Below are 25,374 nucleotides of genomic sequence, written 5' to 3' on the forward strand. Positions count from 1 at the left end.
CCGGCGGTGGCCGTCAGGCGTTGGTGACCTCGGGTGCGGCGGACTCGGGCGCGGCGGACTCGGACGTGCCGGGGACCGTCTTCGAGACCGCGGGCTCCTCCTCCGGCAGCCGTCGCATGAGCGCCCAGTACCCGGCCGCCGCCACCGTCCCGACGACGGCGCACACGCCCCACAGCCACTCGGCGCCCCAGCGGTCGATGACGAACCCGGACATCAGCGGGGCGACGAGGGAGGCGACCGCCCAGGACATCGTGTACATCCCCTGGTACCGCCCGCGCCCGTGCACGGGGGAGAGCCGGACGACGATCCCCGTCTGGGTGGGCGCGTTGACGATCTCGGCCAGCGTCCACACGCACACGGTCAGGGCGAACACGCCGACCGAACCGGCGAAGGCGGTGAGCCCGAAGCCGTACCCGGCCAGCAGCGCCGAGCCGACGAGCAGCAGCCGAGGATCGCGGTGCTCGATGAACCGCGTGACGGGAATCTGGAGCACGACGATCAGCACACCGTTGACGGCGATCGCCATGCCGAAGTCGGCCGGCGTGAACCCCGCCTCGCCCATGGCCACCGGCAGCCCGACGTAGGCCTGCTGGAAGATCAGGGCGATCAGGAAGGACAGCCCGACGACACCCATGTACCGCCCGTCGCGCAGCACGGTCCCGAGCGAGACGGGCGCCGCGTCGCCGGCACCGGTCGCCCCGCCGGCGCCCTCCTTCGGCCGCGACTCGGGCAGCTTCACGAAGACGAGCACCGCGCACACGAGCGTCATCCCGGCCTCGATCAGGAACCCGGCCAGGTAGCTGGCCTCGGCGATGAACCCGGCCGCCATGGAGGAGACCGCGAAGCCGAGGTTGATGGCCCAGTAGTTGAGCGAGAAGGCCCGGACACGGTCCTCGGGCCGCACGATGTCCGCCATCATCGCCTGCACGGCCGGCCGGGAGGCGTTGCTCGCCATACCGACCAGGAAGGCGACGGCCGCGATCGCGACCGGGTCCCGCACGAAGCCGAGCAGTGCGACGGACAGCGCGGTGGAGACCTGCGCGACGAGCAGCGTGGGCCGCCGCCCGAACCGGTCGGCCATCACCCCGCCGCCCAGCGACGACAACACTCCGCCCAGCCCGTGCAGGGCGGCCACCAGACCGGCGTACGAGGCGGAGTAGCCGCGGTCGATGGTCAGGTACAGCGCCATGAAGGTGGCGACGAAGGCGCCGAGCCGGTTGACCAGGGTGCTGGTCCACAGCCACCAGAACTCGCGGGGAAGCCCGGAGACGGACTCCCGCACGGCACGCCTGACACCGGTGACGGACATGGGACCCCCGAGAATGCTGTAAGTGGCTGCTGCGGTAAGCACAACTTACGAAGACGCCGGTGCGGGGGCCACTCGATTAGCACTTCCCGTCAACCGTCCGCGCTTCGGGCGCCCCGCGCGGCCGGTGCGGGGCGTCGATTAGGCTCGGAAGCATGGCCGACGCACCGTACAAGCTGATCCTCCTCCGCCACGGCGAGAGCGAGTGGAACGAGAAGAACCTGTTCACCGGCTGGGTGGACGTCAACCTCACCCCGAAGGGCGAGAAGGAGGCGACGCGCGGCGGCGAGCTGCTCAAGGACGCCGGCCTCCTGCCCGACGTGGTCCACACGTCCGTCCAGAAGCGCGCGATCCGCACGGCCCAGCTCGCGCTGGAGGCCGCCGACCGCCACTGGATCCCCGTCCACCGCCACTGGCGCCTGAACGAGCGCCACTACGGCGCCCTCCAGGGCAAGGACAAGGCCCAGACCCTCGCCGAGTTCGGCGAGGAGCAGTTCATGCTGTGGCGCCGCTCCTACGACACCCCGCCGCCGCCGCTGGACCGCGACGCCGAGTACTCCCAGTTCTCCGACGCCCGCTACGCGATGCTCCCGCCGGAGCTGCGCCCGCAGACGGAGTGCCTGAAGGACGTCGTCGTCCGCATGCTCCCGTACTGGTTCGACGCGATCGTCCCCGACCTCCTCACCGGCCGCACGGTCCTCGTCGCCGCCCACGGCAACAGCCTGCGCGCCCTGGTGAAGCACCTGGACGGCGTCTCCGACGCCGACATCGCGGGCCTGAACATCCCGACCGGCATCCCGCTCTCCTACGAACTGGACGCCGAGTTCAAGCCGCTGAACCCGGGCGGCACCTACCTGGACCCGGACGCGGCGGCCGCCGCGATCGAGGCGGTCAAGAACCAGGGCAAGAAGAAGTAAGCGCCCACGCGTAAGCCCCCTACCTGCGGGTTCTCCGCTAGTAGGGGGCTTTTCGCTGCTGCTGGGCCGTCTCTGGGCCGTCAGCCCGTTGACCGGGCCGTGCTCAGTGTTTCGGGAGGTCCGGCTCCGGCCGTTCTCTCGTCTCCGCCCAGGCTCCCGCGTTGCGCAGGGCCGAGACGGCTGCCGCTGCGTCTTGCTCGGGCACGCCGGCGAGAAGGACGGCGGGAACCTGCGTTGCCAGGACCTTGCTGCGCCAGAGGCTCAGTCCCGTCAGCCGACGCACGACCTGGACGACGTCCATCACGCGGACGCCGGGGTCGGTGAGCACCACGTCGTGGGGCACGTCGTCACACACCAGGAAGGTCCGCCGCGCAGGGGCTGTCCCGGTGGACCGTGATGAGATGGGGTCGTGAGCCGCGCCGCAGAAGAGACCAATCGCCGTATGCTCCGAGCGCGTGACGTGATGGACCGCGACTACGCGCAGCCGCTGGACGTCCCCGCCCTCGCCCGCGTCGCGTATGTCTCACAGGCGCATTTCACGCGTACCTTCCGGGCCACCTTCGGTGAGACACCACACCGCTACCTGCAGCGTCGCCGCGTGGAACGGGCGATGTTCCTGCTCCGGGAGACCGACCGCAGCGTGACAGACATCAGCTTCGAGGTCGGCTTCACCAGCCCGGGCACCTTCAGCCGCACGTTCCGCGACATCGTCGGCCGGTCGCCGCGGACGTACCGCAAGGAAGCGGTCGCCGCGGGCGTGCCGACCTGCTTCACGATGGCGTGGGCCCGACCGTATGCCTGACCGGCCGACAGAGTGCCCTGCCGACTGAGCAGTTTCGGATAAGTTCTCGCCCTGGCTGATCACTAGTGTCAGTGTCATGTTCAACGCCATCACGCAGTCACAGATATACGTCCTCGACCAGGACGAGGCCCTCGACTTCTACGTCGGCAAGCTCGGCCTGGAGATCACCGCAGACGTCGACATGGGGGTCATGCGCTGGCTGACCGTCAGCGTTCCTGGCCACCCCGAGCGACAGATCCTTCTGGAGAAGCCGGGCGCGCCGGCGATGTCGGAGGAGACGGCGGAGCAGGTGCGCGAACTGGTGACCAAGGGAGCCATGGGCGGCTGGCTCATCCTCACCACGGACGACTGCCGCAAGACCTACGAGACGCTGCTCGGCAAGGGGGTGGAGTTCACCGAGGAACCCACCGAGCGTCCGTACGGGATCGACTGCGGTCTGCGCGACCCCTTCGGCAACCGCATCCGCTTCACCCAGCCGAAGGGCTGAGACTCCGACACCTGACTGCACCTTCACCGAGCCCTCGCCCTGCGGTTGCTTCGCGGCGCGGGGGCTTACTGCTGGGCGCGGGCCGACTCGGCCCGGGACGACGCTGCCTCACCTCCAGCCGCAACACCGCGCGTCAGCACGCGCCCCAGCGTTCCTCGGCAGCCGTCCATTCCATTCGGCGTCCCAGGAAGGCGGCATTTTCCCAGGTCAGAGGTGGTTTACGCATTCCAGCGTCCCGCAATTGCCGATGGAATGGCGGATGGGACGCCGGGTGGCACAGGCTTGGGTCATCAACAGCACGGCACCTCGCCGGACACGGTGATCCGCCGCGCTCAACCCGGTCCCCGTGACCCGCGTTCCGGCGCCCACTCGGGCCCCGGGCAGCACGGCGGGGACGTGACCGACCCGCACCGTCCGCCACCACAGGATCGCCTTCCTGGTACTCGGAGAAAGCAGACCCACCATGCGTATCGCCAACCGCTTCCGCTCCCGCTCGGCCGCCTCCTCCGTGGTCGTCGCCGCCGCCCTCGCCCTCGTCGGTGTCCAGGCCGCCGCAGCCACCGCCTCCGCCGCGCCGAAGCAGGCCCCCTCGGTCGTTACCTGCACCGCGGCGAACACGACGCTGAGCGTCACCGAGGTGTCCCGTCCGCTCAACCACCTGCTGCTCAAGGCCACCAACACCGGCACCAAGCCCTGCTACGCCTACAGCGCCCCCTACCTGAGGGCCGGCGCCGACGCCCAGGCCCCGCTGGCGTGGGCGGAGGAGACCACGCCGCAGGCCGTGGTGACGCTGGAGCCGGGGGAGTCCGCCTACGCGGGCATCCTGACGTACTCCCCCGACGGCGAGGGCGGTGCCAACGCGAAGACCCTGGGCGTGGTCCTCGCCGACCGGGAGGGCGGCGCGACCGGCACGGAGAAGACCCTGAACCTGCCGAAGGGCGGGGTCTTCTTCAACAGCGCCGCCACCGTCACCTACTGGCAGGACAACGCGGCGGACGCCCTCTCCTGGTAACCGCCCCTGGCGCTCATGACACAGCCGCCGTCGGCCGCACCGGGCCCTCCGCCCGCACCGGGGGGCCGCAGTGCGGCCGACGGCCGCGACGGTGTCCCGGGCGGCCACGGAGCTCCGGGGACGGGTACCGCGGTACCCGTCCCCGGTACCCGTTCAGCGCTGCGCGCCGCCGTACCGCATCGGCGGGTCGATGAGCTGGACGTGCGGTGAGGTGCCGGCGGCGTGGCGGGCCTTGTCGTGGAAGCCGGCCGCAGCGGAGGAGCTCGGTGCGGCCGGTGTCGTAACGGGCGGCTCGGGTGATGACGTCCCGGGTGCGGCGGAGCCGACCGAGGGGGGGCGAGGCTCTGTTCGTCTGCTCGGTTCCCCGCCGCCTCAGACGGCTGTCGTCAGCCGCCCCCGCCGCCCCCGCCGGCTCCGCCGACCCCGCAGGCCCCGCCAGGCCGCGCCCACCGCCAGTGACTGGACCAGCGCCGAGACCGCGATGCCGCCCACGAAGAACCACGTCGGCGTGTCGCCGCCCCAGCCCGCCTCGCCGAGCCAGGCGACGAAACCGAAGGCCGGGAAGGTGGAGAGGGCCGGCCAGACCCAGACGAGGGACGCGTCGGGGCTGTTCGTGAACAGGGGTTCCAGCACGGCGACGGCCGTCGCGCCACCGACCAGGGCGAGGTAGACCGCCGAGGCGCGGTTGGCGAAGGCCAGGCGGGTGAAGGTGCGTATCGGGCTGGTCTTCCCGGTCTTCATCGGATGCAGGTCTCCCCGTGAGTCGTCTTCCCGTCCTGGTCCCAGGGTCGGACGGGGGCGGGCTCCTGGGCCTGAGTACCCGTACTCAAGTCGACGACGCGGTACGCGGGGGAGTGGCCTACACCGTCAGCGGGACCTCGTGGATCTCGTCCGCCCTGTGGCCCGCGCGTTCGTGGACGCGCTGGACGGCGTCGGCCGACGGGGCCTCGGAGAGGCAGTAGACCGTGCCGGATTCCGGGTCCGCCCACGCGTGCTCGAAGTGGACGTCCTCGTCCTTCTCCACGGCGAGGTCCGCCTGGTGGGCCTGGTGGAGCTGGTCCGAGGTGATGCCGTGCATTCCGTGGTGCACGTCCATGAAGCGAGCCATGGCCTCGCACCCCCTTCAGGGTCTTTCCTCCAGGGTGCGCCCGTACGGCGTCCGGGGCGAACCCGGACGCCGTACGGGCCGTACCACGCGGGTAGCACGCCGTACCGCCCCTCCCGCTACGGCGTCAGCCGCACTGGCAGGGGTTGCCCGACTGGCAGCCGCAGCCGCAGCCCGAGCCGCAGCCGCACGCGGCGACCAGGGGCAGGCTGCGGATCTCGGGCGGCTGTTCGGTGGGGCGTTCCCGTGCGGGGTCGGGGCTGGTGCTGGGGGAATCGGCCATGGTTCCTCCTGGAGGCTGGTGCCTGGGCCCATTGCACGCCCCGGGAGCCAGTCGCATCAACGGCGCATTGGGGCGAACCCGTGCGCCCGGCCCGCCCTCCCAGGCCGGAGTCAGGCCGGTGCCAGTCCCGTGCCAGACCCGTGCCAGGCCGGTGTCAGGCCCCTTCGGCCTGCGTCGGCGGCTGGAGGTCCGCCTGGAAGTCGTCCGCGTGCTCGCCGGTGACCAGGTAGACCACCCGCTTGGCGACCGCGACGGCGTGGTCGGCGTAGCGCTCGTAGTAGCGGCCGAGGAGGGTGACGTCCACGGCCGTCTCGATGCCGTGCTTCCAGCGGTCGTCCATCAGGTGCTGGAAGAGGGTGCGGTGGAGGAGGTCCATCGCGTCGTCGTCCTGCTCCAGCTGGAGGGCCAGGTCGACGTCCTTGGTGATGATCACCTCGGCCGCCTTGGCCATCAGGCGCTGCGCGAGCTGGCCCATCTCCAGGATGGTGGCGTGCAGGTCGTGCGGCACCGCACGCTCCGGGTAGCGCAGCCGGGCCAGCTTGGCCACGTGCTGGGCCAGGTCGCCCGAGCGCTCCAGGTCGGCCGACATCCGCAGCGAGGTGACGACGATGCGCAGGTCCGTCGCCACTGGCTGCTGCCTGGCCAGCAGGGCTATCGCCCGGGCCTCCAGCTCGTGGTGGAGCTCGTCGACCTTCTGGTCGCCCTCGATCACGTTCTCGGCGAGCTTCAGGTCGGAGTCAAGGATGGCGGTCGTGGCGCGTCCGATCGCCGATCCGACCAGCCGGGCCATCTCCACCAGACTGTCGCCGATCGAATCCAGTTCCTCGTGGTACGCGTCCCGCATCAGGGTTCCCTCTCGTACGTCCGTTTAGGGGGCACGGACGGCCTTCGCAGCACGTCTCGCACCCCTTGCCGTGCCCCCACGCTTACACGTTCCGGCCCGTACGCGTCCGTTTCCGGCACCACAAATGAACCATCCCTGGCTCCAAGGTGAACTCTGGGCGACGAGTGTTCGAGGTCGCAGCCCGATGGCTGGGGCGGGGCCGTTCGGCATGCCTAACCTGGACGCATGGACGTGAACGCGGCGGTCGCCGCAGTGGCAGCGATCGCCGGAGTGCTCACCGGCGTGATCGCCATGCTGGCGTTCCGCTGGAGCGAGCGCGACCAGCGCCGCCCCACCCGCACCTCCCTGCACACCGATCCGGTACTCCCGCCCGGCGTGGACACCGTCCTGTCGGTGCTCCGTTCCTCCGCGGTCGTGCTCGACGAGGCCGACGCGGTGGTCAAGGCCAGCTCGGCGGCGTACGCCCTCGGCCTGGTCCGGGGCGGCAAGCTCGCCGTCGAGCCCATGCTGCAGATGGCCCGGGACACCCGGCGGGACGGGGAGATACGGCAGGTCGAGCTGGACCTGCCGAGGCGGGGGAACGGGCGGGGGGAGGCGCTCGCCGTCTCCGCGCGCGTCGCGCCCCTCGGGTCGCGGCTGGTGCTGCTGCTCGTCGAGGACCTCACCGAGGCCCGGCGGATCGAGGCGGTACGGCGCGACTTCGTCGCCAACGTGAGCCACGAACTGAAGACACCGGTCGGAGCGCTCTCCCTGCTCTCCGAGGCCGTCATGGACGCCTCGGACGATCCGGAGGCGGTGGAGCGGTTCGCCGGACGCATGCAGATCGAGGCGACCCGGCTCACCAACCTCGTGCAGGAGCTCATCGACCTGTCCCGCGTCCAGAACGACGCCCCCCTCGACGACGCCGAGCCCGTCCGGGTGGACGAGCTGGTCGCCGAGGCCATCGACCGCTGCCGGCAGGCAGCCGGCACCAAGCAGATCACCATGGCCGCCGGAGGAACGGCGGATCTGCACGTACGCGGCAACCGCGGCCAGCTCGCCGCCGCCCTCGGCAACCTCGTCGAGAACGCCGTCAACTACTCGCCCGCCCGCACCCGCGTCGGCATAGCAGCCCGCCGCGTGGGCGCCCCCGGCGGCGACCTGATCGAGATCGCCGTGACCGACCAGGGCATCGGCATCTCCGACAAGGACAAGGAGCGCGTCTTCGAGCGCTTCTACCGCGTCGACCCGGCCCGCTCCCGGGCCACCGGAGGCACCGGTCTGGGTCTCGCGATCGTCAAGCACGTGGTCGCCTCGCACGGCGGGGAGGTCACGGTGTGGAGCGCCGAAGGCCAGGGCTCCACTTTCACCCTGCGACTGCCGGAGTCGGGCAGCGCCGCCCGTGACCGCGCACCGCGGCGAGCCGCCCGCGATGACCACGAGAACCGCGTGGCCCAGGTCGAACAGAGGGACCTGGGCCACGTGGAACACGGAGAAATCGCCGAGAACGGGCGGTCCGCTTCTCCATCCCCCCACACTTCCCCGTACGAAACGCTTCCCGCCCCGGAGGTCCTTCCGTGACCCGTGTGCTCGTCGTCGAGGACGAGGAGTCCTTCTCCGACGTCCTGTCGTACATGCTCCGCAAGGAGGGCTTCGAGGTCGCCGTCGCGACCACCGGGCCCGACGGCCTCGACGAGTTCGAGCGCAACGGCGCCGACCTCGTCCTCCTCGACCTGATGCTGCCCGGACTGCCCGGCACCGAGGTGTGCCGTCAGCTGCGCGGCCGCTCGAACGTCCCCGTGATCATGGTGACCGCCAAGGACAGTGAGATCGACAAGGTCGTGGGACTGGAGATAGGGGCCGACGACTACGTCACCAAGCCCTTCTCCTCCCGCGAGCTGGTCGCCCGCATCCGTGCCGTGCTGCGCCGCCGCGGCGAGCCGGAGGAGGTCGCCCCCGCCGCACTGGAGGCCGGCCCCGTCCGCATGGACGTCGACCGGCACGTCGTGACCGTGGGCGGCACCAAGGTCGACCTGCCGCTGAAGGAGTTCGACCTGCTGGAGATGCTGCTGCGCAACGCCGGCCGCGTGCTGACCCGCATGCAGCTGATCGACCGGGTCTGGGGCGCCGACTACGTCGGTGACACCAAGACCCTCGACGTCCACGTCAAGCGGCTGCGCGCCAAGATCGAGCCCGACCCGGGCGCGCCGCGGTACCTGGTGACGGTGCGGGGGCTCGGTTACAAGTTCGAGCCGTAGAGCGGCCTGCGCGGCCGGTACGGCCGGCTCCGCGCCCGTGTGTGACGCGTACGGCCCACGCCGTACGGCGAAGGGCGGGACCTCTCCCGAGAGGTCCCGCCCTTCGCGCGGTACGAGCGGTGGTACGGGCTCAGTGGCCGGCCGTGTCCTCCTGCGAGGTGCCGTCCGTCTCCGTGCCGGCACCCGCGGACTCACCGGTTCCGGCGGCGTCGCCGGAACCGGAGGTCTCGCCGTCGGACGGGGCGCCGGAGCTCTCGCCGTCCGACGGGCTGCCCGCGGACTCGCCGTCGGACGGCGCCCCGGAGGTCTCCTGCGACGACGCGCCGGGCGCGGCCGGTACGTCGCTCGGGCCCCACTCGGAGAAGTAGCTCTCGGCGGGAACGACGAACGCCTCCAGGCTCACGTCGCCGGTCTTGCTGAGGGCGAAGGTGACCTTCTGCGCGTCGCCGTCCTTGACGGCCTCGCGGCTGCCGGTCAGGACGGCCGAGGCGTTGCCCTCGCCGCCGAGGATCAGGGAACCGCCGGCCGGGACGGTCAGACCGTCGCCGGCGCCCTCCTCGCCCTTGGCGGGCCTCAGCTCGACGGGCTTGCCGGTGCCGGCCACGGTGATGGACTCGAGGGTCTGGTCCGTGCGGCCGTTGTTGAACAGGGTGGCGGAGACCGCGGCCGGGCCGGTCGACTCCGGGTCGGGCTGCGTGATGACGATCGCGTTCTGGATCTGGATGTCACCGACGGTCGTCGCAGCGTTGTCCGGCTTGATCTCCAGCGTCTGGGCGTTGTGACCGGCGCCGCACGCGGCGAGCGAGGCGATCGAGAACGCGATGGCGGCGGCGGCGAGGGCACCGCGTCGAAGGCTGCTGCTCACGGCGGCGGCAACTCCTTGGACTCGAGCGGGGTGGCGGCAACGGATAAAGCCGCCCTAAGTGACTGTCAGCAGTCCTTAGGCTACCGAGCCGTTCCCCGGGCGCCGCACCCGACCCTCCCCGGAGCGGCCGGGCTTAGCCCGGCAGGCGGTAGGCGCGGAGTGCGCGCCGCGCTCTCCCCGGTCTCGGCCCGGTTCCCCGGCCGGTCTCCGCCCCGTCCTCCCCCGGGCCCTCCGCCCGGTGCTTCGCCCGGTCTTCCCTGGTCCCCTCTCCGGTGCCTCCAGGGCGGCGTCCCGGTCGCTTTGCCGCTTGCGCGCGTCCCCCATTCATATAAGAGGCCCCACGCCATACGAGTCGCCGATCGGCGCGCGAATTTTGCGTGAAGGAATGCGCGGACGGCCAGGAAATTGATCACCCGAGGGCCGGCCGGGGCACCCTCGTGATCAATTCCGGATTCGTCCGGAACCCCGCCCAGGTCACCGAACGGAGTAGCGGAAGTCGCACGCCTGGAACCGGACATAAGGGAACCTTCGGGCGGGTGGACGGGCCTCCGGGGGTGTGTGACGTGCGTGTTTCGCCCGGCCTGAAGAGCCGCTCCGACCTGCGAATACTTTCTTCCGCTCGCCCCGCGCAGCACGTTCCCGTCGTTGTTGTCAAGCCCCGAGATATGCCCTGACCTGCGAAAACGCCATTCAGAAGACGCCGTTTCCGTGTTACCCTGGATAGCCACGGAAGGGGTACCTGTCACATGACGTTCAAGGTTGGCGACACCGTGGTCTATCCCCATCACGGGGCCGCGCTGATCGAGGCTATCGAAACTCGCCAGATCAAAGGCGTGGACAAGACCTACTTGGTGCTGAAGGTCGCCCAGGGTGACCTGACGGTACGTGTGCCAGCGGACAATGCGGAGTTCGTCGGCGTGCGTGATGTGGTCGGTCAGGACGGACTGGACCGGGTCTTCGAGGTGCTGCGCGCGCCGTATGCCGAGGAGCCCACGAACTGGTCGCGTCGTTACAAGGCAAACCTGGAGAAGCTCGCCTCCGGCGACGTCATCAAGGTCGCGGAAGTCGTACGCGATCTGTGGCGGCGTGAGCGCGAGCGCGGACTCTCCGCCGGTGAGAAGCGCATGCTCGCCAAGGCCCGCCAGATCCTGGTGAGCGAGCTCGCGCTTGCGGAGAACACCAACGAGGACAAGGCGGAGGCCCTGCTCGACGAGGTGCTCGCCTCCTGAGGCGAGACGCAGCCCGCTGCACGCCCGGTTCAGCGCACTGAATGCCGCGGTGCCCGATGACATTTCTGCTGTCGCCGGGCGCTGCGGCATGTCCGCACCCGGGAGGCGGGTCCGCCCTCGAAATTCGTCTTCGAGCACCCGTCCCGAGGAGAATTCCCCCGGTCCTGGCGTGCCGGGCCCGGGCTGCTGGCTCGACCAGGGTCACGGAAGGGTCCGGTCAAGGCGTCACGCCCGGCACGGTGAGGCCATACCCAACTTGGTCGAGCACACAAACCTGACAGGAACCGATGTCTGACGAATCGCGTCCCTCGCCCGCCGAGATGCCCACCGACACCCGTGCGAACACCCGGACCGCGGCCGTGATTCCCGCCGCCGGCCGGGGCGTACGGCTCGGACCGGGAGCCCCGAAAGCCCTCCGCGCGCTGGGCGGCACACCCATGCTCATCCACGCCGTCCGGGCGATGGCCGCCTCCCGGGCGGTCTCCCTGGTCGTCGTCGTCGCCCCGCCCGACGGAGCCGCCGAGGTCAAGAGCCTGCTCGACGCCCACGCGCTGCCGGAGAGGACGGACTTCCTCGTCGTACCGGGCGGCGAGTCGCGGCAGGAGTCCGTACGGCTCGGCCTGGACGCGCTGCCGGCCGACTACGACACCGTCCTCGTGCACGACGCGGCCCGGCCGCTGGTGCCGGTCGACACGGTGGACGCCGTGATCGAGGCAGTACGGGAGGGCGCGCCCGCCGTGGTGCCGGCGCTGCCGCTCGCCGACACGGTCAAACAGGTCGAGCCCGCCGCGGCCCCGGGCGAGCCGGAGCCGGTGGTGGCGACGCCGGAACGGGCGCGGCTGCGCGCCGTGCAGACACCGCAGGGATTCCACCGGGAGACGCTGGTGCGCGCCCACGAGACGGTGAGCGACAACGTCACCGACGACGCGAGCATGGTGGAACAGCTCGGGCTGACGGTGATGGTCGTGCCGGGACACGAAGAGGCGTTCAAGGTGACACGGCCGCTCGACCTGGTGCTGGCCGAGGCCGTGCTGGCGCGCAGGAGGCTGAACGATGGCTTCTGAGACGGACGGGCTCCCCGTGCTCCCGCAGGTCGGGATCGGTACGGACATCCACGCGTTCGAGGACGGACGCGAACTGTGGTGCGCCGGGCTCAAGTGGGAGGGCGAGGGGACCGGGCTGGCCGGCCACTCCGACGCGGACGTCGTCGCCCACGCGGCGTGCAACGCGCTGTTCTCCGCAGCGGGGATCGGCGACCTGGGCCGGCACTTCGGGACCGGGCGGCCCGAGTGGTCCGGGGCGTCCGGGGTGACACTGCTGACGGAGGCCGCGCGGATCGTACGGGCGGCGGGGTTCCGGATCGGCAACGTCGCGGTGCAGGTGGTGGGGGACCGGCCGAAGGTCGGCAAGCGTCGCGAGGAAGCGCAGAAGGTGCTGTCCGAGGCGGTGGGGGCGCCGGTGTCCGTGTCGGGCGCGACGACGGACGGGCTCGGGTTCCCCGGACGGGGCGAAGGGCTGATGGCGGTGGCCACGGCATTGGTGGCGCGGGTCGGCTGAGCGCGGGGGTGCGGCGCGGGCGCCCGTGACGGTACCGCCGGGGTGGTGCCGCAGGGGCGCTGCCCCGCACCCGGCACGGGCGCTGCCCCGCACCCGGCACGGGCGCCGCCCCCCGGCACGGGCGCCCGCCACGTGGCCCCCGGGCCCGCAGCCACCGACCGGCCGACCCGACCGGCCGACCCGACCGGCCGTCGGACAAGAGAGCCCCCTCCCCCTCCCCTCATCGACTCGGTCGGGCACCGAGCGGGCAAGTGCGCCCCTGGCACTGCCCCGCGCCTACTACCCTGGACCCGTGACTATTCGCCTGTACGACACCAGCGCCCGGCAGATCCGTGACTTCGCCCCCCTCACGCCGGGCTGCGTCTCGATCTACCTGTGCGGTGCCACCGTGCAGGCCGCCCCGCACATCGGGCACATCCGGTCCGGGCTGAACTTCGACATCATGCGCCGCTGGTTCGCGTACCGCGGCTACGACGTCACGTTCATCCGCAACGTCACCGACATCGACGACAAGATCATCTGGAAGGCGGCCGAGCAGGACCGCCCCTGGTGGTCCATCGGGTACGACAACGAGCGCGCGTTCAACGACGCCTACGACGCCCTCGGCTGCCTGCCGCCCACCTACGAGCCCCGCGCCACCGGCCACATCACCGAGATGGTCGAGATGATGCGCGGCCTCATCGAGCGCGGCCACGCCTACGAGGCCGACGGCAGTGTCTACTTCGACGTACGGTCCCTGCCCGGGTACCTGTCCCTGTCCAACCAGGACCTCGACGAGCTGCGCCAGCCCTCGGGAGAGGGCGAGACCGGCAAGCGGGACCCGCGGGACTTCGCCATGTGGAAGGCGGCCAAGCCCGGCGAGCCCAGCTGGGAGACGCCGTGGGGCCGGGGCCGCCCGGGGTGGCACCTGGAGTGCTCCGCCATGGCCCACAAGTACCTGGGCGAGGAGTTCGACATCCACGGCGGCGGGATCGACCTGATCTTCCCGCACCACGAGAACGAGATCGCCCAGGCCCGCGGCTTCGGCGACGCCTTCGCCCGGTACTGGGTGCACAACGCCTGGGTCACCATGAGCGGCGAGAAGATGTCCAAGTCGCTCGGCAACAGCGTGCTCGTGAGCGAGATGGTCAAGCAGTGGCGCCCGGTCGTGCTCCGGTACTACCTGGGCACCCCGCACTACCGCTCCACCATCGAGTACAGCGAGGAGTCCCTGCGCGAGGCCGAGTCGGCGTACGCGCGGATCGAGGGCTTCGTGCAGCGCGTCACCGAGCTGGCCGGCCACGCCGTCGAGCCCGCCGCCGACGTGCCGCCCGCCTTCGCCGAGGCGATGGACGACGACCTGGGCGTGCCGGGGGCCCTCGCCGTCGTGCACACCACCGTCCGGCAGGGCAACAGCGCGCTGGCAGCCGACGACAAGGAGGCCGCGGTCGCCCGCCTCGCCGAGGTCCGTGCGATGCTCGGAGTACTCGGCCTCGACCCGCTGGACCCGCACTGGGCCGGGGAACAGGAGCAGGGCGAGGACCTGAGGCACGTCGTCGACAGCCTCGTACGGCTCGTCCTCGACCAGCGCGAGGCGGCGCGGGCCCGTAAGGACTGGCCCACCGCGGACGCCATCCGCGACCAGCTGGGACAGTCCGGCCTGGTCATCGAGGACGGTCCGCAGGGCCCCCGCTGGAGCCTCGGCTCCCGCTGACCCCGGGCCCGGTCCCCGAAGTCCGGGCGCGTGGGCCCCGCGGGTTCCGTAGATCGATTGTGCCGCCCGGCCCCCCGGGCGGCACACTGCATACAACGCATACAACGCACGTACGACGCACACTCCCGTAGAGAGCGGAGACAGGTAACTCATGGCCGCGAACAACCGCCGCATGTCCGGCAAGAAGGGCGCGCAGGTCGGCAGCGGCGGCAAGCGACGCCGGGGCCTGGAAGGCAAGGGGCCGACGCCCCCCGCCGAGATGCGCAAGGGGCACGCCAAGCAGCGTGCCGCCAACGCGAAGGCACGCCGCGCCACGGGACGTACGCCGCAGCGACGCGGGGGAGGCCGGTCGACGTCCGAACTCGTCGTCGGCCGCAACCCCGTCTACGAGGCGCTGCGCGAAGGCGTGCCCGCCTCGACGCTCTACGTCCAGCAGTTCATCGACAACGACGAGCGGGTGCGCGAGGCGCTCCAGCTCGCGGCCGAGCGCGGCGGCATCAACCTCATGGAGGCACCGCGTCCCGAGCTCGACCGGATGACCAACGGGCTCAACCACCAGGGGCTCGTCCTCCAGGTCCCGCCGTACGAGTACGCGCACCCCGAGGACCTGGTCGCCGCCGCCCACGACGAGGGCGCGGATCCGCTGATCGTCGCCCTCGACGGTGTCACCGACCCGCGCAACCTCGGTGCCGTCGTCCGCTCCGTCTCCGCCTTCGGCGGCCACGGCGTCGTCGTGCCCGAGCGGCGCGCGGCCGGCATGACGGCGGGCGCCTGGAAGACGTCCGCCGGCACGGCCGCCCGCACGCCGGTGGCCCGCGCCACCAACCTCACACGGGCGCTGGAGACCTACCAGAAGGCCGGGATCACGGTCGTCGGCCTCGCCGCCGACGGCGAGGCCGAACTCGGCGACCTGGAAGCACTGTCGGGACCGGTCGTCATCGTCGTCGGCAGCGAGGGCAAGGGCCTGTCGCGGCTGGTCGGCGAGACCTGCGACGTCCGGGTGCGGATTCCGATGCCCGGCGGTGCGGAGTCGCTCAACGCCGGTGTCGCGGCGGGGATCGTGCTGTACGAGGCGTCGCGCCGGCGTCGCTGAGCGAGGGGCGGCGCGCCGAACGGGGAACGGGTGTTCGGCGCGGTCGCCCGCACGGGGTGTTCCGGGCTCTCCGGACAAGCTTGACGCGGTCCGGACAGATCGGGGCGGTCAAGGCAGTGTCCTAACGACACGTCACTCGGTTAGATGAGTGTGGACACCAGAACACCCCGCACACCCACGGGGGACCGCTCGTCGGGAATCGACGACGCTCCCGCGCTGAGCATGGTGAAGGTGCCGAGCGATCCGGCCCAGGTCATCGTCAATCACGCGAGCTTCCGCGTGCAGCTCGGTGCCTCCGCGCGGCGGACCCGGTCCCCGCGGATCGCGCGGCACTTGAGCGCCACCCAGGACACCGCCCGTATGCCCCTCGCGGGCGCCGCGGGGCCCGCCGCTCCGGTCCCCGCCCGCCGTCGCGCCGTCGTCTGGAGCGGGCGGTCCGACCCGGACGACACCGGCGCCCACCGGCTGCTCCAGGCGGTGCGGGCCGGAGCCGGTCACCACTCCGACGAGCAGGGCGCCGACGCCGGAGCCACCCAGGTCATCCACCGGGACGGCTTCGACGAGGGCGCCCCGGGCTACGACGGCTACGACGACGGCTCCGCGACCCAGACCATCGAGACCCCCCTCGTCGGCGCGCAGCGCGCCGCCGCCCCCGACGGCACCCGGCTGCTGCCCGCCATGCGTACCGTCGGCAGCGCCTACGACGAACCCGCCTACACCGGCGAGGACTTCGACCAGGCCCCCGAGCACGACGACTACGACGACGCGTACGACGACGCGTACGACGACGGCCCGGACGAACCGGCCGGACCGCGCGCCCGGCGCCACGCCGACGACCCGGCACGGCACGCCTACTTCCCCGGCCGCCGCATGAACCTCGGCGTCGTGCTGCTGCCGCTGCGCGTCTTCCTCGGCTTCATCTCCATCTACGCCGGCATGGGCAAGCTCTGCGACCCCGTCTACTTCGACGGCGGCGAACGCGGCTCCATGGTCAAGTGGCTCAACACCCTGCACCCCTGGGACGTCGCCGAGCCGCTGCGCCAGTTCGCCCTCGCCCACCCCGTCGGCTCCGGACTCGTCATCGCCTTCCTCCAGGTGATCGTGGGCGTCCTGACCGTCCTGGGCTGCTGGCAGCGCGTCGGCGCCGTCATCGGCGCGGGCCTGTCCGCGGCGCTCCTCGTCACCGTCAGCTGGAAGAGCGTCCCCGCCTACGACGCGCCCGACATCATCTACCTCGCCGCCTGGTCGCCGCTGATCATCGCCGGTGCTCCGGTCTACTCGGTGGACGGCCGGCTCGCCGGCAGCGCCTGGCGCCGCCTCGGCCCCCGCGCCGACATCTGGGACCTGCGCCGCTACGTCCTGCGCCGCGGCGCCCTCGTCACCTTCCTCGTCACCGGCATCACCCTCCTCGTCGGCTCGCTGCTCGGCGGTGCCGTCCGGGACGCCGACCGCGTGGTCGTCCCAGGGCCCGGCGAGTCCCCGCGCAACGAACTGCCCGGCTCCCCGCTGCCGAAGGAACCCGGCACACGGAAGCCGAAGAGCCCGGAGGCCTCCGCCTCGCCCTCGCAGAGCGCCACCAGCGGCTCGGCCACGCCCTCCACGGGCGCCGCGGCCACTTCCGGAGCGACCCGCGACAGCGGCACCGTCACCGGCGGCGCCCCCAGCCAGACCCAGGGCACCACGGGGCAGGTTCCGCCCCGGCAGTCCACCCCGGCCGACCGGGCGCCGAGCAGCACCACGGCCGGACCGACCTCCGGCGGCAGCACGACCGGCGGCGGCAGTGGCTCGACCGGCGGCACCGGCTCGACGGGCGGCACCGGAACGGACAGCGACGGCGGCGGTGGCTCCTCCACCGGAGAGCCGGGCCGGGGCCTCGTGGGCGGCCTCCTGGGCTAGCCCGACGTGCCCGTGCCCCGCTTCCGGCGACAACCGGGCGCGGGGCACGCGCGGTTGCTGCGTCAGTGCTCCGACGCGTAAGTCACGAAGTTCTTCCAGGCGTCCGGCACGAGGGCGAGCTGGGGTCCTGTCATGTTCTTGGAGTCCCGGACGTGGATGGTGCGAGGCGCTATCGCGATCTCCACGCAGGAGTCGCCCTCGGGACCATCGCTGTAACTGCTCTTGAACCAAGCCAGTTCGGAGGCGTCACTGGCAACGGTCTCGCGAATCATTATTCTCCCAGCAGTTGCTGGATGAAGGCCAGAGACTCCCTCGGACAGAGAGCCTGGGCCCGAATGGTGCTGTAGCGCAGCTCAAGGACGCGGAGCTGCTTCAGCTCAGAGGTCGGGCGGCCGTTGAACGCTCCGTCGGAGCGTCCTACCGCCGTTCCGTCCCCGAACTTCAGCACCTCGATCTTGCCGCTGAGGCACGGGGTGTTCACCCGCGCTCGTCGGCATCACCTGAAGAGTGACGTTGCGTCGCTGCGCCAGCTCCAGCAGGTGTTCGAGTGACTCCAAGTGCGCTAGCGCTCGGACGCTCTTCGGGTACCGGACCTTCCTGACGTCCTCCCAGGCCGCCGAGAGGAGCCCACCGGCCCTCAACACCTCGTTGGCACGGTCCAGATACTCCCGGCGAGGGATCCGCTTGCCGCCCTCCACCTTGGAGACAAGGACCTCTCCGTATCCCACCGCCGCCCCAATTCACACGTTCGAGTGCGAGTGGGTCGGTATCCCTCAGGGCGACACCGACCGGCGGAGACGCGGCAACGAGGCACTCGAAGATGATTCGGCGCCGTACGTGATCTGCCCGTGCCCACAGACGACTTACTGCCGTAACGGAGCGAGGCGATTTTGTTAATGTGCCCTGGGATGTGTCACGTGACTCGCAAGGCAGCGGCACTGCTGACCACAAACGGGGGAAGTGATGAGGGGCGCAGGCGAACAGCCACGACTTCGGGCGCATGCTGACCGACTGACGGACCTGGCCGATGACCTCGACGTCATGCAGGACTACCTGGACAAGCAGGTCAGACGCATGGATGCGATCGTCGACCGGATCGAGGCGGGATGGCAGGGGCCGGCTGCCCGCGCCTACCGAGATCTTCACCGGGGCGCGGCCGAGGACGCCGTACGTATCCGCATGGTCATCCAGGCTGTCGAGCAGGCCGTGCGGTTGAGCCGGGACGGGTTCTCGGAGCGTGACCTGGACGTCATGGCGGAGCTACGGAAGATCCAGGTCGCGACGGACGTGGGGCGCGAAGCGGACGCACTGTCGACGCCGAACACCGAGGTGCCGGTCACGCCGCGCAGCAGCCTCTCCGACTTCTGACAGCTCGTACGCCGACCGACGACTTCAGCTTCGGAACGGAGAAGCATGACGGACGACGACCACATAACCGTCGACTTCGCGACGTTGCAGGGCCTCTCCGGGGATCTGGAGGACATTCTCAAAGGCCTCAACGAGCAGTTGGACCTGCTCTACCGGCGAGCGGAGAAGGTCGTCCTGACCTGGGAGGGCGAAGCCCGCGAGGTGTTCATCGACAAGTTGGACGAGTGGGACCGGTCCGCAGCGGACCTTCAGGCAGCTCAGGCGTGGCTGCACGACGTCGTGGTCAACGGAGAGATCAACTACGCGTCGGCGCACAGGGCGGTACTACGGGGCTGGGGTGCGGCCTGATGGCTGACCTGCCTTCCGACAAACAGCGGCAGCGGGAACGGGACCAGGCCAGGACCGCGCCACCCAACCAGGGTGTGGGCCGCTTCGACGTGCAGCCTCAGCACCTCTACTTCACCTCGCTCGTCGTGCGGGACGGTCAGTTCGACTACGACAAGCAGGCGAAGGCGCTCACGGAGACACTGAACAAGTACAGCCAGTCTGCAGGCACGGGCTGGGGTGCGGACTCCTTCGCCGATCGGTACGGCATCGTCGCCGGGAAGTTCCTGGAGCTCTGGGCGAAGAGTGTGGTGTCGGTGGGCGGTGTGGCGGTGGGCCTCACCCAGACCGCGAACAACTACACGCAGGCGGACTGGGCGGCCGGCAAGGGCAAGGGCGAGCCACCGGAGGAGAAGCCGCCGCCGGCGGTCATCACCTCCGCACCCAAGTACGGTCCACCGAACGACCTGACCTGGCGGGGGGAGGGCGAGTACCACGACTCGTGGGCGATCTCCGGGATTCTCGGAGAGGTCCCGGACTTCCTCATGTTCATCATGAAACCCGTGGTCGACGAAGGGCTGAGACTCGGCCGCGTCCACGAGATCACGCCGGGCGTCGAGGAAGAGGAGTTCCGCGACATCGCCGGGGCCTGGCGGGAGGCCTCCAAGGGTGTGAAGGAAGCGGCGGACGACTTCACGGACGCGATCTCCTACATCACCGACCCCACGGGCAACGGTGAATGGCAGGCCGCGATGAACGCCTTCTGCCAGACGATCTGGGGGACCACGGCCTGGGGCAAGGCCCGTGACCAGCGGGCCGAGGTGACCGCCAAGAAGGGCACCCGGAACTGGAAGACCCAGGGGAAGGTGGCCCCCGCCACCAGGCGCCCCATCATCGAGGTTCTCGACAAGAGCGCGAACACCATGCAGAAGCTGTTCGACGACCTCGCCGATGTGGGACAGAAGACCACTGAGACCACTACGCGCCTCGCCAAGGAGGCCGCGGAGAAGACGGTGAAGGACCTGACCACGGGCCTCGATCCCTTCGAGGCCACCAAGCTCGCGGTCGGGCTCGTGGTCGCGGAGGTCGTCCTGACCTTCCGGTCCCACATGGACAAGGCGGGCATGGACGCGGCCGTCGCGGCGTATCACGAGGCGTTCGGCGACGCCGCGGGCAAGCTGGCCATGCTCGAGTTCGAACTCGACGAGGCGCTCCTGAGCGTGCCCACATTCCAGGCGGAACGGGCGCGGGCACAGGGTTTCGGTGCGCGCTCCCTGAACGAGTTCAAGAAGGAGCACAGCTGGCAGCTGCCGGAGAGCCGGGTTCCGTACACGTACTCGATGGACCTCGCGGCGGCGGAAGGGGTGGGGAACGGACATACCCTTGACAAGCATGTGGGGAAGACCGATGAGCAATTGATGCAGCGGATGAGGGACGAGAGTAGGGCCAATGGTGAGCCGAAGATCCCGGCGGCATCGACCTACGCCGATGTCGAGTCCGCTCAACGGTTCACGCAATATTGCCTGCGTGACAACAGCGACGACATCGACCGTTGGCTGGCAGGCGACCCGCCGGGCATGTCAATCATCGTCACAACCGACTCGGTACCGCTGCAAGGCCCTCTCGCCGGTGATGCTGTGACCGGCAAGGGTGTCACCTATGACGGCAGCAAGATTTCTGAGGTGCGCGACACCAAGGGCGTCTCTGTGCGGCTCATGCGTGATCCAAGCCTTGACCCGCCCTACTTGGTGTTCACCTCGATGCCCGTATGAGCGAGGTCTGGATGGACTATGAAACGACGCCCGGTATCAAAGGGCCGCCGACTCCCGCTGATGCCGACTCCTGGTGGTCGGCTGTGGACATGTACGACCGTCGGTACACCTTTGTCGCCGCAGGTCCCCGTACCGGGGAGGACTGGCTGCACGACGTCGTCTCGGTTATGCGGGGAGACGCAGCGGATCCCCGGGGCTGGAGGACCATCGATCCCGACGAAGGCGAGGAGGAGAGGGAGGACGATCCCGCCTACCCCTTCGTCGTCCCGCCCGTGGACGAGGCGGCGGGCGCGGCGGAATGGCGAGGCCGGCTCAGAGAGATTCCACGATCCGCTGTGGTGCGACTCCTCGTGCTGTTGGCCACCATGGATCTCGATGTCTCTCGGGACCCCCGTTTCCCCGCACAGCAAACTGAAATGGAGAAGCATGCCAGGGTAATCGCCACCCGATTTTCCGACGGGACTCGATTCTTCACGAACACTTGGGGTGGCGGCGCTTCCCTCGACTTCTATGAGCAGATCTCGAACTGCTCACCGCTCAGTCAGTACGCCTGGGACTTGGGGCTCCTTTGGGTGTCCGATGAGGAAGTCGGGCTGATTTGGTCCTTCGATCCCCGTTGAGAGGTAACAGCCCATGCTGACCAGGTCCGCCACCTACCCCGACCGAGAAGCCGCCCAGTGGGCCACCCAGCAGGTGGTGACCGCCAACGAGCAGAGGATCCACCGCTGGCTCGCCCAGAGCACCCGCGCCCGCCTGACCATCGAGGCCGCCTGGCCCTCTCGCGAGGAGCCCGTCGGCCGTGTACTGCTGCAGGCGATGATGCTGGCCGGGCGCGAGCCCGTGGATGCGCGCGCGGCACGTGTCGTCCTCAAGCGTGAGCCGAACAGCCCGCACGGCTTCGTCGTGCTCACCACCGTCCCGATCTACCTGTAGAGGTCCAGCGCCGTGTCCATGAAGCCGCTCGAGTTCGACCGCCGTTACGGCGAGCTGGACCAGGTGATCAGCGCGTACACCGGCATGCCGGCCGACGACGAGCCGGACAGGCCGAGCGAAGCCCTCCAGGCATACCTCCGCCACACCTGGCACACCCGCCCCTGGGCCCTGGCCACGGCCGAACAGCAGATCCGCGAGTACGCCCGCAACCCGCCGGGACGACTGCGTCTGAGCCTCGGCGAGTTCTATCCCGTGCCGGACGTCGGCCTGCCTCAATCGGCGATCCAGGACTGGCTGTTCGTGATCGCGGACCACCTGAAGCGGTCGATCGAGGAGGGCCAGGTCCCGACCCCGGCCGTCCCACGCTCCCACTGGGAGTGGCATGCCCGCTTCCCCGAGCTCGGCCAGTTCCTCGGCGGCTGGTTCTCCCAGGACATGCCGGACGAGTTCACGGACCACGACGCGGCCGTACGCGACTACATCGCCACCACGGACCCGCAGTTGGCCGCCCGCCTCACGGGTGAGCTCCGTGAACTGATCGCCCTGGCTCTCGAGGAGTCCGACTACGCCCTCGCCATGGCTGAGCTGGGCATGGAGGTCGACCCGCCCCGGCCCTACTCCCCGAGCGGCTGGCTCGCCCACCTCGCGGACGGTCTGGGCGGCTTCAAGGCTGATTACGGACCCGGGCCGACCAGTCCTTGAAACGGGCGCAGCCGAGCTACCGGGGAAGTATGAGGCGGCAGTGGCCGCTTCTTCCGTAGCCCGCCGGGCCGCTCAGCGGCCCGCCAGGGCCGCCAGCTCCCGTGCCGCCTCCGTCAGGTCCTTCGCGGTGTCGATCGCGCGCCAGTAGGAGCCCTGGGGGATCGGGAAGCCGGCCAGTCGGCGCTCACGGGCCAGCCTCGGGAACGTCGTCCGCTCGTGGTCGCCGCGTTCCGGGAGCATCGTGGCGAAGGCGGGGGAGAAGACGTAGACACCGGCGTTGATCTCGAAGGTCGACGGCGGTGCCTCGATGAAGTCGGTGATGTGGCCGAAGCCGTCCGTCTGCACGGCGCCCCACGGCAGGCGCGGGCGGGCCAGGGCGAGGGTCGCGACGGCGTCCCGCTCGGCGTGGAAGTCGGCCATGTCGCGCAGCGAGAAACGGGTCCAGATGTCGCCGTTCGTGGCGTACCAGGGCCGGTCGGGGTGCGGCAGGTGCGCGGCGGCGTACCTGAGGCCGCCGCCGCGGCCGAGGGGTTCCGTCTCGACGACGGTGGTGACGGAGAGCGGCAGGTCGGCGGTCTCCAGCCACTTCTGCAGCACCTCGGCCAGATGACCGCAGGAGACCACGACGTCCGTCACGCCCTCCTCGGCGAGCCAGGCGAGCTGATGGCCGATGATCGGAGTCCCCGTGCCGGGGATCTCGACCATCGGCTTGGGCCGGTCGTCGGTGTAGGGACGCAGCCGGGAACCCTGTCCGCCGGCCAGGACGACGGCTTGAACGGGGCGGCGGGACGCGGCGTTCGGATCGGTCATGCCCGCACTGTACGCGGCGCCCCGCCGGCCTTCGAAGGGTGTTCGGCCGGCCTGGCCGGCTCAGCTGTGCGCGGCCAGGACGCCGGAGGCGAAGGCGGTGTCGCAGACGGGCCGCGCGTACGACTGGGCGCGCGTCGGGCCGTAGACCTTGACCGCGGCGCGGCCGAGGGCGCGGGCGATGGACGCGCAGTGGCCGCCCAGCGACGGACGTTCGTTCACGGCCTCCTGGAGGTGGGTGAGGGCGACGCCCGGATCCTCCTCCTGCAGTTCGGTCAGCAGCCGGTCGCGCAGCACCTCGTGCGGTGCGCGGGCGGCGGTCCCGGTGGACGTCTTCGAGGACGAGGCCTGCGACGCGGCGAGCACCGAGTCCGCGGGATCTCCCGACCAGTTGACTCGGGTGACCGCGAGAGTCCCGGAGAGCACCAGGACGACGGGCAGGACGAAGGCGAGAGAGCGGCCGATCCGGCGGGCGGGGCCCCGGCCGCGTCGCGTCTGTCGGGTGGTGGAGTGCTTCACGGAGTGCTTCACGCGAGTGAGGGTAGCGCCTGGTAATGATTTGGCGACATTTAGTCACCCGTTCAGGGGAAGGGGGAGGGGTGGGAAATGGGTAGGGCATTGACGTTCGCTGCCCGAAACGTCCGTTGTGGCGGGGTATTTGTCGACAACGGAAAGAGCCCCGCAGCAGGCTGCGGGGCTCTTTCCGTCAACGCGGGTGATTTCACCCGGCCGCGTGGTTTCTCGGCGCGTGGTCTCCGGCGTGCGGGTCCTCGGCGTGCGGGGCCTCAGTCGGTGAGGCGCTCGCCGGTGGAGGACGAGAAGACGTGGCTCTCGCCCGGCCGCGGCACGACGTGCACGGTCGCGCCCTTCTCCGGCACGGCACGGCTGCTGACGCGGACCACGAGGTCCTTCGTCCCGCCGTCGACCTCGACGCTGCCGTAGATGTAGCCGTCCGCGCCGGTCTCCTCCACGACGTTCACCGAGACCGCGAGGCCCGCCGGGGCGTTCTCGGAGTCCTTCGACAGGCTCTTGGAGGCCTCGCCGCCCAGCTCCACCACGTCGAAGTGCTCGGGGCGGACGCCGACGGTGACCGTGCGGTCGCCCTTGTCGGAGGCGGCCTTCAGGGCGTCGCGGCTGATCGGCACGACACTGTTGCCGAACTTCACGCCGCCGTCGGTGATCGGGACCTCGACCAGGTTCATGGCCGGGGAGCCGATGAAGCCGGCGACGAAGAGGTTCGCGGGCTTGTCGTACATGTTGCGCGGGCTGTCGACCTGCTGGAGCAGACCGTCCTTCAGAACCGCCACGCGGTCGCCCATCGTCATGGCCTCGACCTGGTCGTGGGTGACGTAGACGGTGGTGATGCCGAGGCGGCGCTGGAGCGAGGCGATCTGCGTACGCGTCGAGACGCGGAGCTTGGCGTCCAGGTTGGACAGCGGCTCGTCCATGAGGAACACCTGGGGCTCACGCACGATCGCGCGGCCCATCGCCACACGCTGGCGCTGACCACCGGAGAGCGCCTTCGGCTTGCGGTCCAGGTACTCGCTGAGGTCGAGGATCTTCGCGGCCTCCTCGACCTTCTTGCGGATCTCCGCCTTGTTGACGCCGGCGATCTTGAGCGCGAAGCCCATGTTGTCGGCGACCGTCATGTGCGGGTAGAGCGCGTAGTTCTGGAACACCATGGCGATGTCCCGGTCCTTCGGCGGCAGGTGCGTGACGTCGCGGTCACCGATGCGGATGGCGCCGCCGTTGACGTCCTCGAGGCCCGCGAGCATGCGGAGCGAGGTGGACTTCCCACAACCGGAGGGGCCGACCAGGACGAGGAACTCGCCGTCCGCGATGTCGATGTCGAGACCGTCGACGGCGGGCTTCGTGGAACCCGGGTAGACGCGGGTCGCCTTGTCGAACGTAACTGTGGCCATGGTGAATGGGCCCCCTTCTACCGGCAGGAACGTGCCGGACGATCCGTTGTAGGAAGGTGGTGTGGTGTAGTCCACACAGGTGAAGCTGGGCAGGACGGTACCTGGCGTTCACCTGATCTGTCAGTACCTGTGAGGCTGTGAACTTCGCCGAAATTTTCGATCCCCATCGTTCACCGGCTCTGTGTACAGTGGAGCAGCCTCCGCGCGCGCTGCCGCGCGA

The 25,374-nt window shown here is 70.4% G+C and carries 29 protein-coding genes and 1 pseudogene; 18 read left to right on the forward strand and 12 right to left on the reverse strand.

What is annotated here, in order from left to right:
* Positions 1–13: 13 nt before the first annotated feature.
* Entirely contained in the window at positions 14–1,309 is a 1,296-nt protein-coding gene (locus ACP4IX_RS13365; RefSeq protein ID WP_426555602.1) for an MDR family MFS transporter, read from the reverse strand.
* 152 nt (positions 1,310–1,461) lie between these two features.
* Here ACP4IX_RS13365 and ACP4IX_RS13370 point away from each other — a divergent pair, with 152 nt between their 5' ends.
* Positions 1,462–2,223 (forward strand): phosphoglyceromutase, encoded by a 762-nt coding sequence (locus ACP4IX_RS13370; protein WP_426520693.1) that lies wholly within the window; start codon positions 1,462–1,464, stop codon positions 2,221–2,223.
* 103 nt (positions 2,224–2,326) lie between these two features.
* Here ACP4IX_RS13370 and ACP4IX_RS13375 read toward each other — a convergent pair whose 3' ends face one another.
* The gene (locus ACP4IX_RS13375) at positions 2,327–2,566 is read right to left on the reverse strand and encodes a ribosomal protein L7/L12 (RefSeq protein WP_426520691.1); all 240 of its coding nucleotides are present in this window, start codon (positions 2,564–2,566) and stop codon (positions 2,327–2,329) included.
* Positions 2,567–2,665: 99 nt separating this feature from the next.
* Here ACP4IX_RS13375 and ACP4IX_RS13380 point away from each other — a divergent pair, with 99 nt between their 5' ends.
* The 3 genes from ACP4IX_RS13380 (at position 2,666) to ACP4IX_RS13390 (ending at position 4,524) form a co-directional block, all read left to right on the forward strand.
* Positions 2,666–3,025 (forward strand): helix-turn-helix domain-containing protein, encoded by a 360-nt coding sequence (locus ACP4IX_RS13380; RefSeq protein WP_426520689.1) that lies wholly within the window; start codon positions 2,666–2,668, stop codon positions 3,023–3,025.
* Positions 3,026–3,101: 76 nt separating this feature from the next.
* Complete coding sequence (locus ACP4IX_RS13385; RefSeq protein WP_426520687.1) at positions 3,102–3,512, forward strand: VOC family protein; 411 nt, start codon at positions 3,102–3,104, stop codon at positions 3,510–3,512.
* A 463-nt stretch (positions 3,513–3,975) separates the two neighbouring features.
* Complete coding sequence (locus tag ACP4IX_RS13390) at positions 3,976–4,524, forward strand: DUF4232 domain-containing protein (protein ID WP_426520685.1); 549 nt, start codon at positions 3,976–3,978, stop codon at positions 4,522–4,524.
* A 372-nt stretch (positions 4,525–4,896) separates the two neighbouring features.
* Here ACP4IX_RS13390 and ACP4IX_RS13395 read toward each other — a convergent pair whose 3' ends face one another.
* From ACP4IX_RS13395 to phoU, 4 genes are all read right to left on the reverse strand, one after another.
* Positions 4,897–5,265, reverse strand: coding sequence for an SCO4225 family membrane protein (locus ACP4IX_RS13395; RefSeq protein WP_426555603.1), 369 nt, complete (start codon positions 5,263–5,265; stop codon positions 4,897–4,899).
* A 118-nt stretch (positions 5,266–5,383) separates the two neighbouring features.
* Positions 5,384–5,632: an SCO4226 family nickel-binding protein gene (locus tag ACP4IX_RS13400; RefSeq protein WP_426555604.1), complete on the reverse strand. Its 249-nt coding sequence runs from the start codon at positions 5,630–5,632 to the stop codon at positions 5,384–5,386.
* Positions 5,633–5,756: 124 nt separating this feature from the next.
* Positions 5,757–5,912: a hypothetical protein gene (locus tag ACP4IX_RS13405; protein WP_426520679.1), complete on the reverse strand. Its 156-nt coding sequence runs from the start codon at positions 5,910–5,912 to the stop codon at positions 5,757–5,759.
* Between the two features lie 154 nt (positions 5,913–6,066).
* The gene (phoU, locus tag ACP4IX_RS13410; RefSeq protein WP_426520677.1) at positions 6,067–6,756 is read right to left on the reverse strand and encodes a phosphate signaling complex protein PhoU; all 690 of its coding nucleotides are present in this window, start codon (positions 6,754–6,756) and stop codon (positions 6,067–6,069) included.
* Between the two features lie 225 nt (positions 6,757–6,981).
* On the opposite strand from phoU, the gene ACP4IX_RS13415 reads away from it, so the two are divergent.
* Together ACP4IX_RS13415 and ACP4IX_RS13420 are read left to right on the forward strand one after the other, a co-directional pair.
* Positions 6,982–8,316 (forward strand): sensor histidine kinase, encoded by a 1,335-nt coding sequence (locus ACP4IX_RS13415; RefSeq protein WP_426520675.1) that lies wholly within the window; start codon positions 6,982–6,984, stop codon positions 8,314–8,316.
* A complete protein-coding gene (locus ACP4IX_RS13420) occupies positions 8,313–8,993 on the forward strand; it encodes a response regulator transcription factor (RefSeq protein ID WP_043381903.1) in 681 nt (226 codons plus the stop codon). Before ACP4IX_RS13415 ends, ACP4IX_RS13420 begins: the two co-directional genes overlap by 4 nt.
* Positions 8,994–9,123: 130 nt before the next feature.
* Here ACP4IX_RS13420 and ACP4IX_RS13425 read toward each other — a convergent pair whose 3' ends face one another.
* On the reverse strand, positions 9,124–9,858 hold the full coding sequence (locus ACP4IX_RS13425) for a copper chaperone PCu(A)C (RefSeq protein WP_426555605.1): 735 nt from the start codon (positions 9,856–9,858) through the stop codon (positions 9,124–9,126).
* A gap of 746 nt (positions 9,859–10,604) precedes the next feature.
* Between ACP4IX_RS13425 and ACP4IX_RS13430 the strand changes: the two genes are divergently transcribed.
* From ACP4IX_RS13430 to ACP4IX_RS13455, 6 genes are all read left to right on the forward strand, one after another.
* Positions 10,605–11,087, forward strand: coding sequence for a CarD family transcriptional regulator (locus tag ACP4IX_RS13430; protein ID WP_003953493.1), 483 nt, complete (start codon positions 10,605–10,607; stop codon positions 11,085–11,087).
* A 287-nt stretch (positions 11,088–11,374) separates the two neighbouring features.
* Positions 11,375–12,151 carry a 2-C-methyl-D-erythritol 4-phosphate cytidylyltransferase gene (ispD, locus tag ACP4IX_RS13435; protein ID WP_426520670.1) on the forward strand — a complete coding sequence of 259 codons (777 nt, stop codon included), beginning with the start codon at positions 11,375–11,377 and terminating at the stop codon, positions 12,149–12,151.
* Positions 12,141–12,644 (forward strand): 2-C-methyl-D-erythritol 2,4-cyclodiphosphate synthase, encoded by a 504-nt coding sequence (ispF, locus tag ACP4IX_RS13440; protein ID WP_426520668.1) that lies wholly within the window; start codon positions 12,141–12,143, stop codon positions 12,642–12,644. The genes ispD and ispF overlap by 11 nt, the downstream gene beginning before the upstream one ends.
* A 292-nt stretch (positions 12,645–12,936) precedes the next feature.
* Positions 12,937–14,337: a cysteine--tRNA ligase gene (gene cysS / locus ACP4IX_RS13445; protein ID WP_426555606.1), complete on the forward strand. Its 1,401-nt coding sequence runs from the start codon at positions 12,937–12,939 to the stop codon at positions 14,335–14,337.
* A gap of 151 nt (positions 14,338–14,488) precedes the next feature.
* Positions 14,489–15,430: a 23S rRNA (guanosine(2251)-2'-O)-methyltransferase RlmB gene (rlmB, locus tag ACP4IX_RS13450; RefSeq protein WP_426520664.1), complete on the forward strand. Its 942-nt coding sequence runs from the start codon at positions 14,489–14,491 to the stop codon at positions 15,428–15,430.
* Between the two features lie 144 nt (positions 15,431–15,574).
* Positions 15,575–17,326, forward strand: a complete 1,752-nt coding sequence (locus tag ACP4IX_RS13455; protein ID WP_426520662.1) for a DoxX family membrane protein — start codon at positions 15,575–15,577, stop codon at positions 17,324–17,326.
* A gap of 62 nt (positions 17,327–17,388) precedes the next feature.
* On the opposite strand, the gene ACP4IX_RS13460 is transcribed toward ACP4IX_RS13455, so the two are convergent.
* Positions 17,389–17,598 carry a DUF397 domain-containing protein gene (locus tag ACP4IX_RS13460; RefSeq protein ID WP_426555607.1) on the reverse strand — a complete coding sequence of 70 codons (210 nt, stop codon included), beginning with the start codon at positions 17,596–17,598 and terminating at the stop codon, positions 17,389–17,391.
* Positions 17,598–18,063, reverse strand: a pseudogene (locus ACP4IX_RS13465) (Scr1 family TA system antitoxin-like transcriptional regulator); the annotation flags it as partial. The pseudogene ACP4IX_RS13465 and the gene ACP4IX_RS13460, both read right to left, overlap by 1 nt.
* A gap of 226 nt (positions 18,064–18,289) precedes the next feature.
* On the opposite strand from ACP4IX_RS13465, the gene ACP4IX_RS13470 reads away from it, so the two are divergent.
* The 6 genes from ACP4IX_RS13470 to ACP4IX_RS13495 all read left to right on the forward strand — a co-directional run bounded on the left by ACP4IX_RS13470 (position 18,290) and on the right by ACP4IX_RS13495 (position 22,425).
* A complete protein-coding gene (locus ACP4IX_RS13470; protein ID WP_426555608.1) occupies positions 18,290–18,694 on the forward strand; it encodes a WXG100 family type VII secretion target in 405 nt (134 codons plus the stop codon).
* A gap of 45 nt (positions 18,695–18,739) precedes the next feature.
* Positions 18,740–19,042, forward strand: coding sequence for a WXG100 family type VII secretion target (locus tag ACP4IX_RS13475; protein WP_426555609.1), 303 nt, complete (start codon positions 18,740–18,742; stop codon positions 19,040–19,042).
* 74 nt (positions 19,043–19,116) lie between these two features.
* Positions 19,117–20,790 (forward strand): RNase A-like domain-containing protein, encoded by a 1,674-nt coding sequence (locus ACP4IX_RS13480; protein WP_426555610.1) that lies wholly within the window; start codon positions 19,117–19,119, stop codon positions 20,788–20,790.
* On the forward strand, positions 20,787–21,410 hold the full coding sequence (locus tag ACP4IX_RS13485) for a hypothetical protein (protein ID WP_426520658.1): 624 nt from the start codon (positions 20,787–20,789) through the stop codon (positions 21,408–21,410). Before ACP4IX_RS13480 ends, ACP4IX_RS13485 begins: the two co-directional genes overlap by 4 nt.
* Positions 21,411–21,423: 13 nt before the next feature.
* The gene (locus tag ACP4IX_RS13490) at positions 21,424–21,723 is read left to right on the forward strand and encodes an RNase A-like domain-containing protein (protein ID WP_426555611.1); all 300 of its coding nucleotides are present in this window, start codon (positions 21,424–21,426) and stop codon (positions 21,721–21,723) included.
* Between the two features lie 12 nt (positions 21,724–21,735).
* On the forward strand, positions 21,736–22,425 hold the full coding sequence (locus tag ACP4IX_RS13495; protein ID WP_426555612.1) for a contact-dependent growth inhibition system immunity protein: 690 nt from the start codon (positions 21,736–21,738) through the stop codon (positions 22,423–22,425).
* Between the two features lie 72 nt (positions 22,426–22,497).
* On the opposite strand, the gene ACP4IX_RS13500 is transcribed toward ACP4IX_RS13495, so the two are convergent.
* From ACP4IX_RS13500 to msiK, 3 genes are all read right to left on the reverse strand, one after another.
* Positions 22,498–23,235 (reverse strand): nucleotidyltransferase family protein, encoded by a 738-nt coding sequence (locus ACP4IX_RS13500; RefSeq protein WP_426555613.1) that lies wholly within the window; start codon positions 23,233–23,235, stop codon positions 22,498–22,500.
* Between the two features lie 60 nt (positions 23,236–23,295).
* The gene (locus tag ACP4IX_RS13505) at positions 23,296–23,751 is read right to left on the reverse strand and encodes a hypothetical protein (protein ID WP_426520746.1); all 456 of its coding nucleotides are present in this window, start codon (positions 23,749–23,751) and stop codon (positions 23,296–23,298) included.
* Between the two features lie 266 nt (positions 23,752–24,017).
* Positions 24,018–25,154 (reverse strand): diacetylchitobiose ABC transporter ATP-binding protein MsiK, encoded by a 1,137-nt coding sequence (msiK, locus tag ACP4IX_RS13510; protein WP_426520650.1) that lies wholly within the window; start codon positions 25,152–25,154, stop codon positions 24,018–24,020.
* Between the last annotated feature and the right edge of the window lie 220 nt (positions 25,155–25,374).

Source organism: Streptomyces sp. WG5 (assembly GCF_049974565.1).
GTDB lineage: Bacteria > Actinomycetota > Actinomycetes > Streptomycetales > Streptomycetaceae > Streptomyces.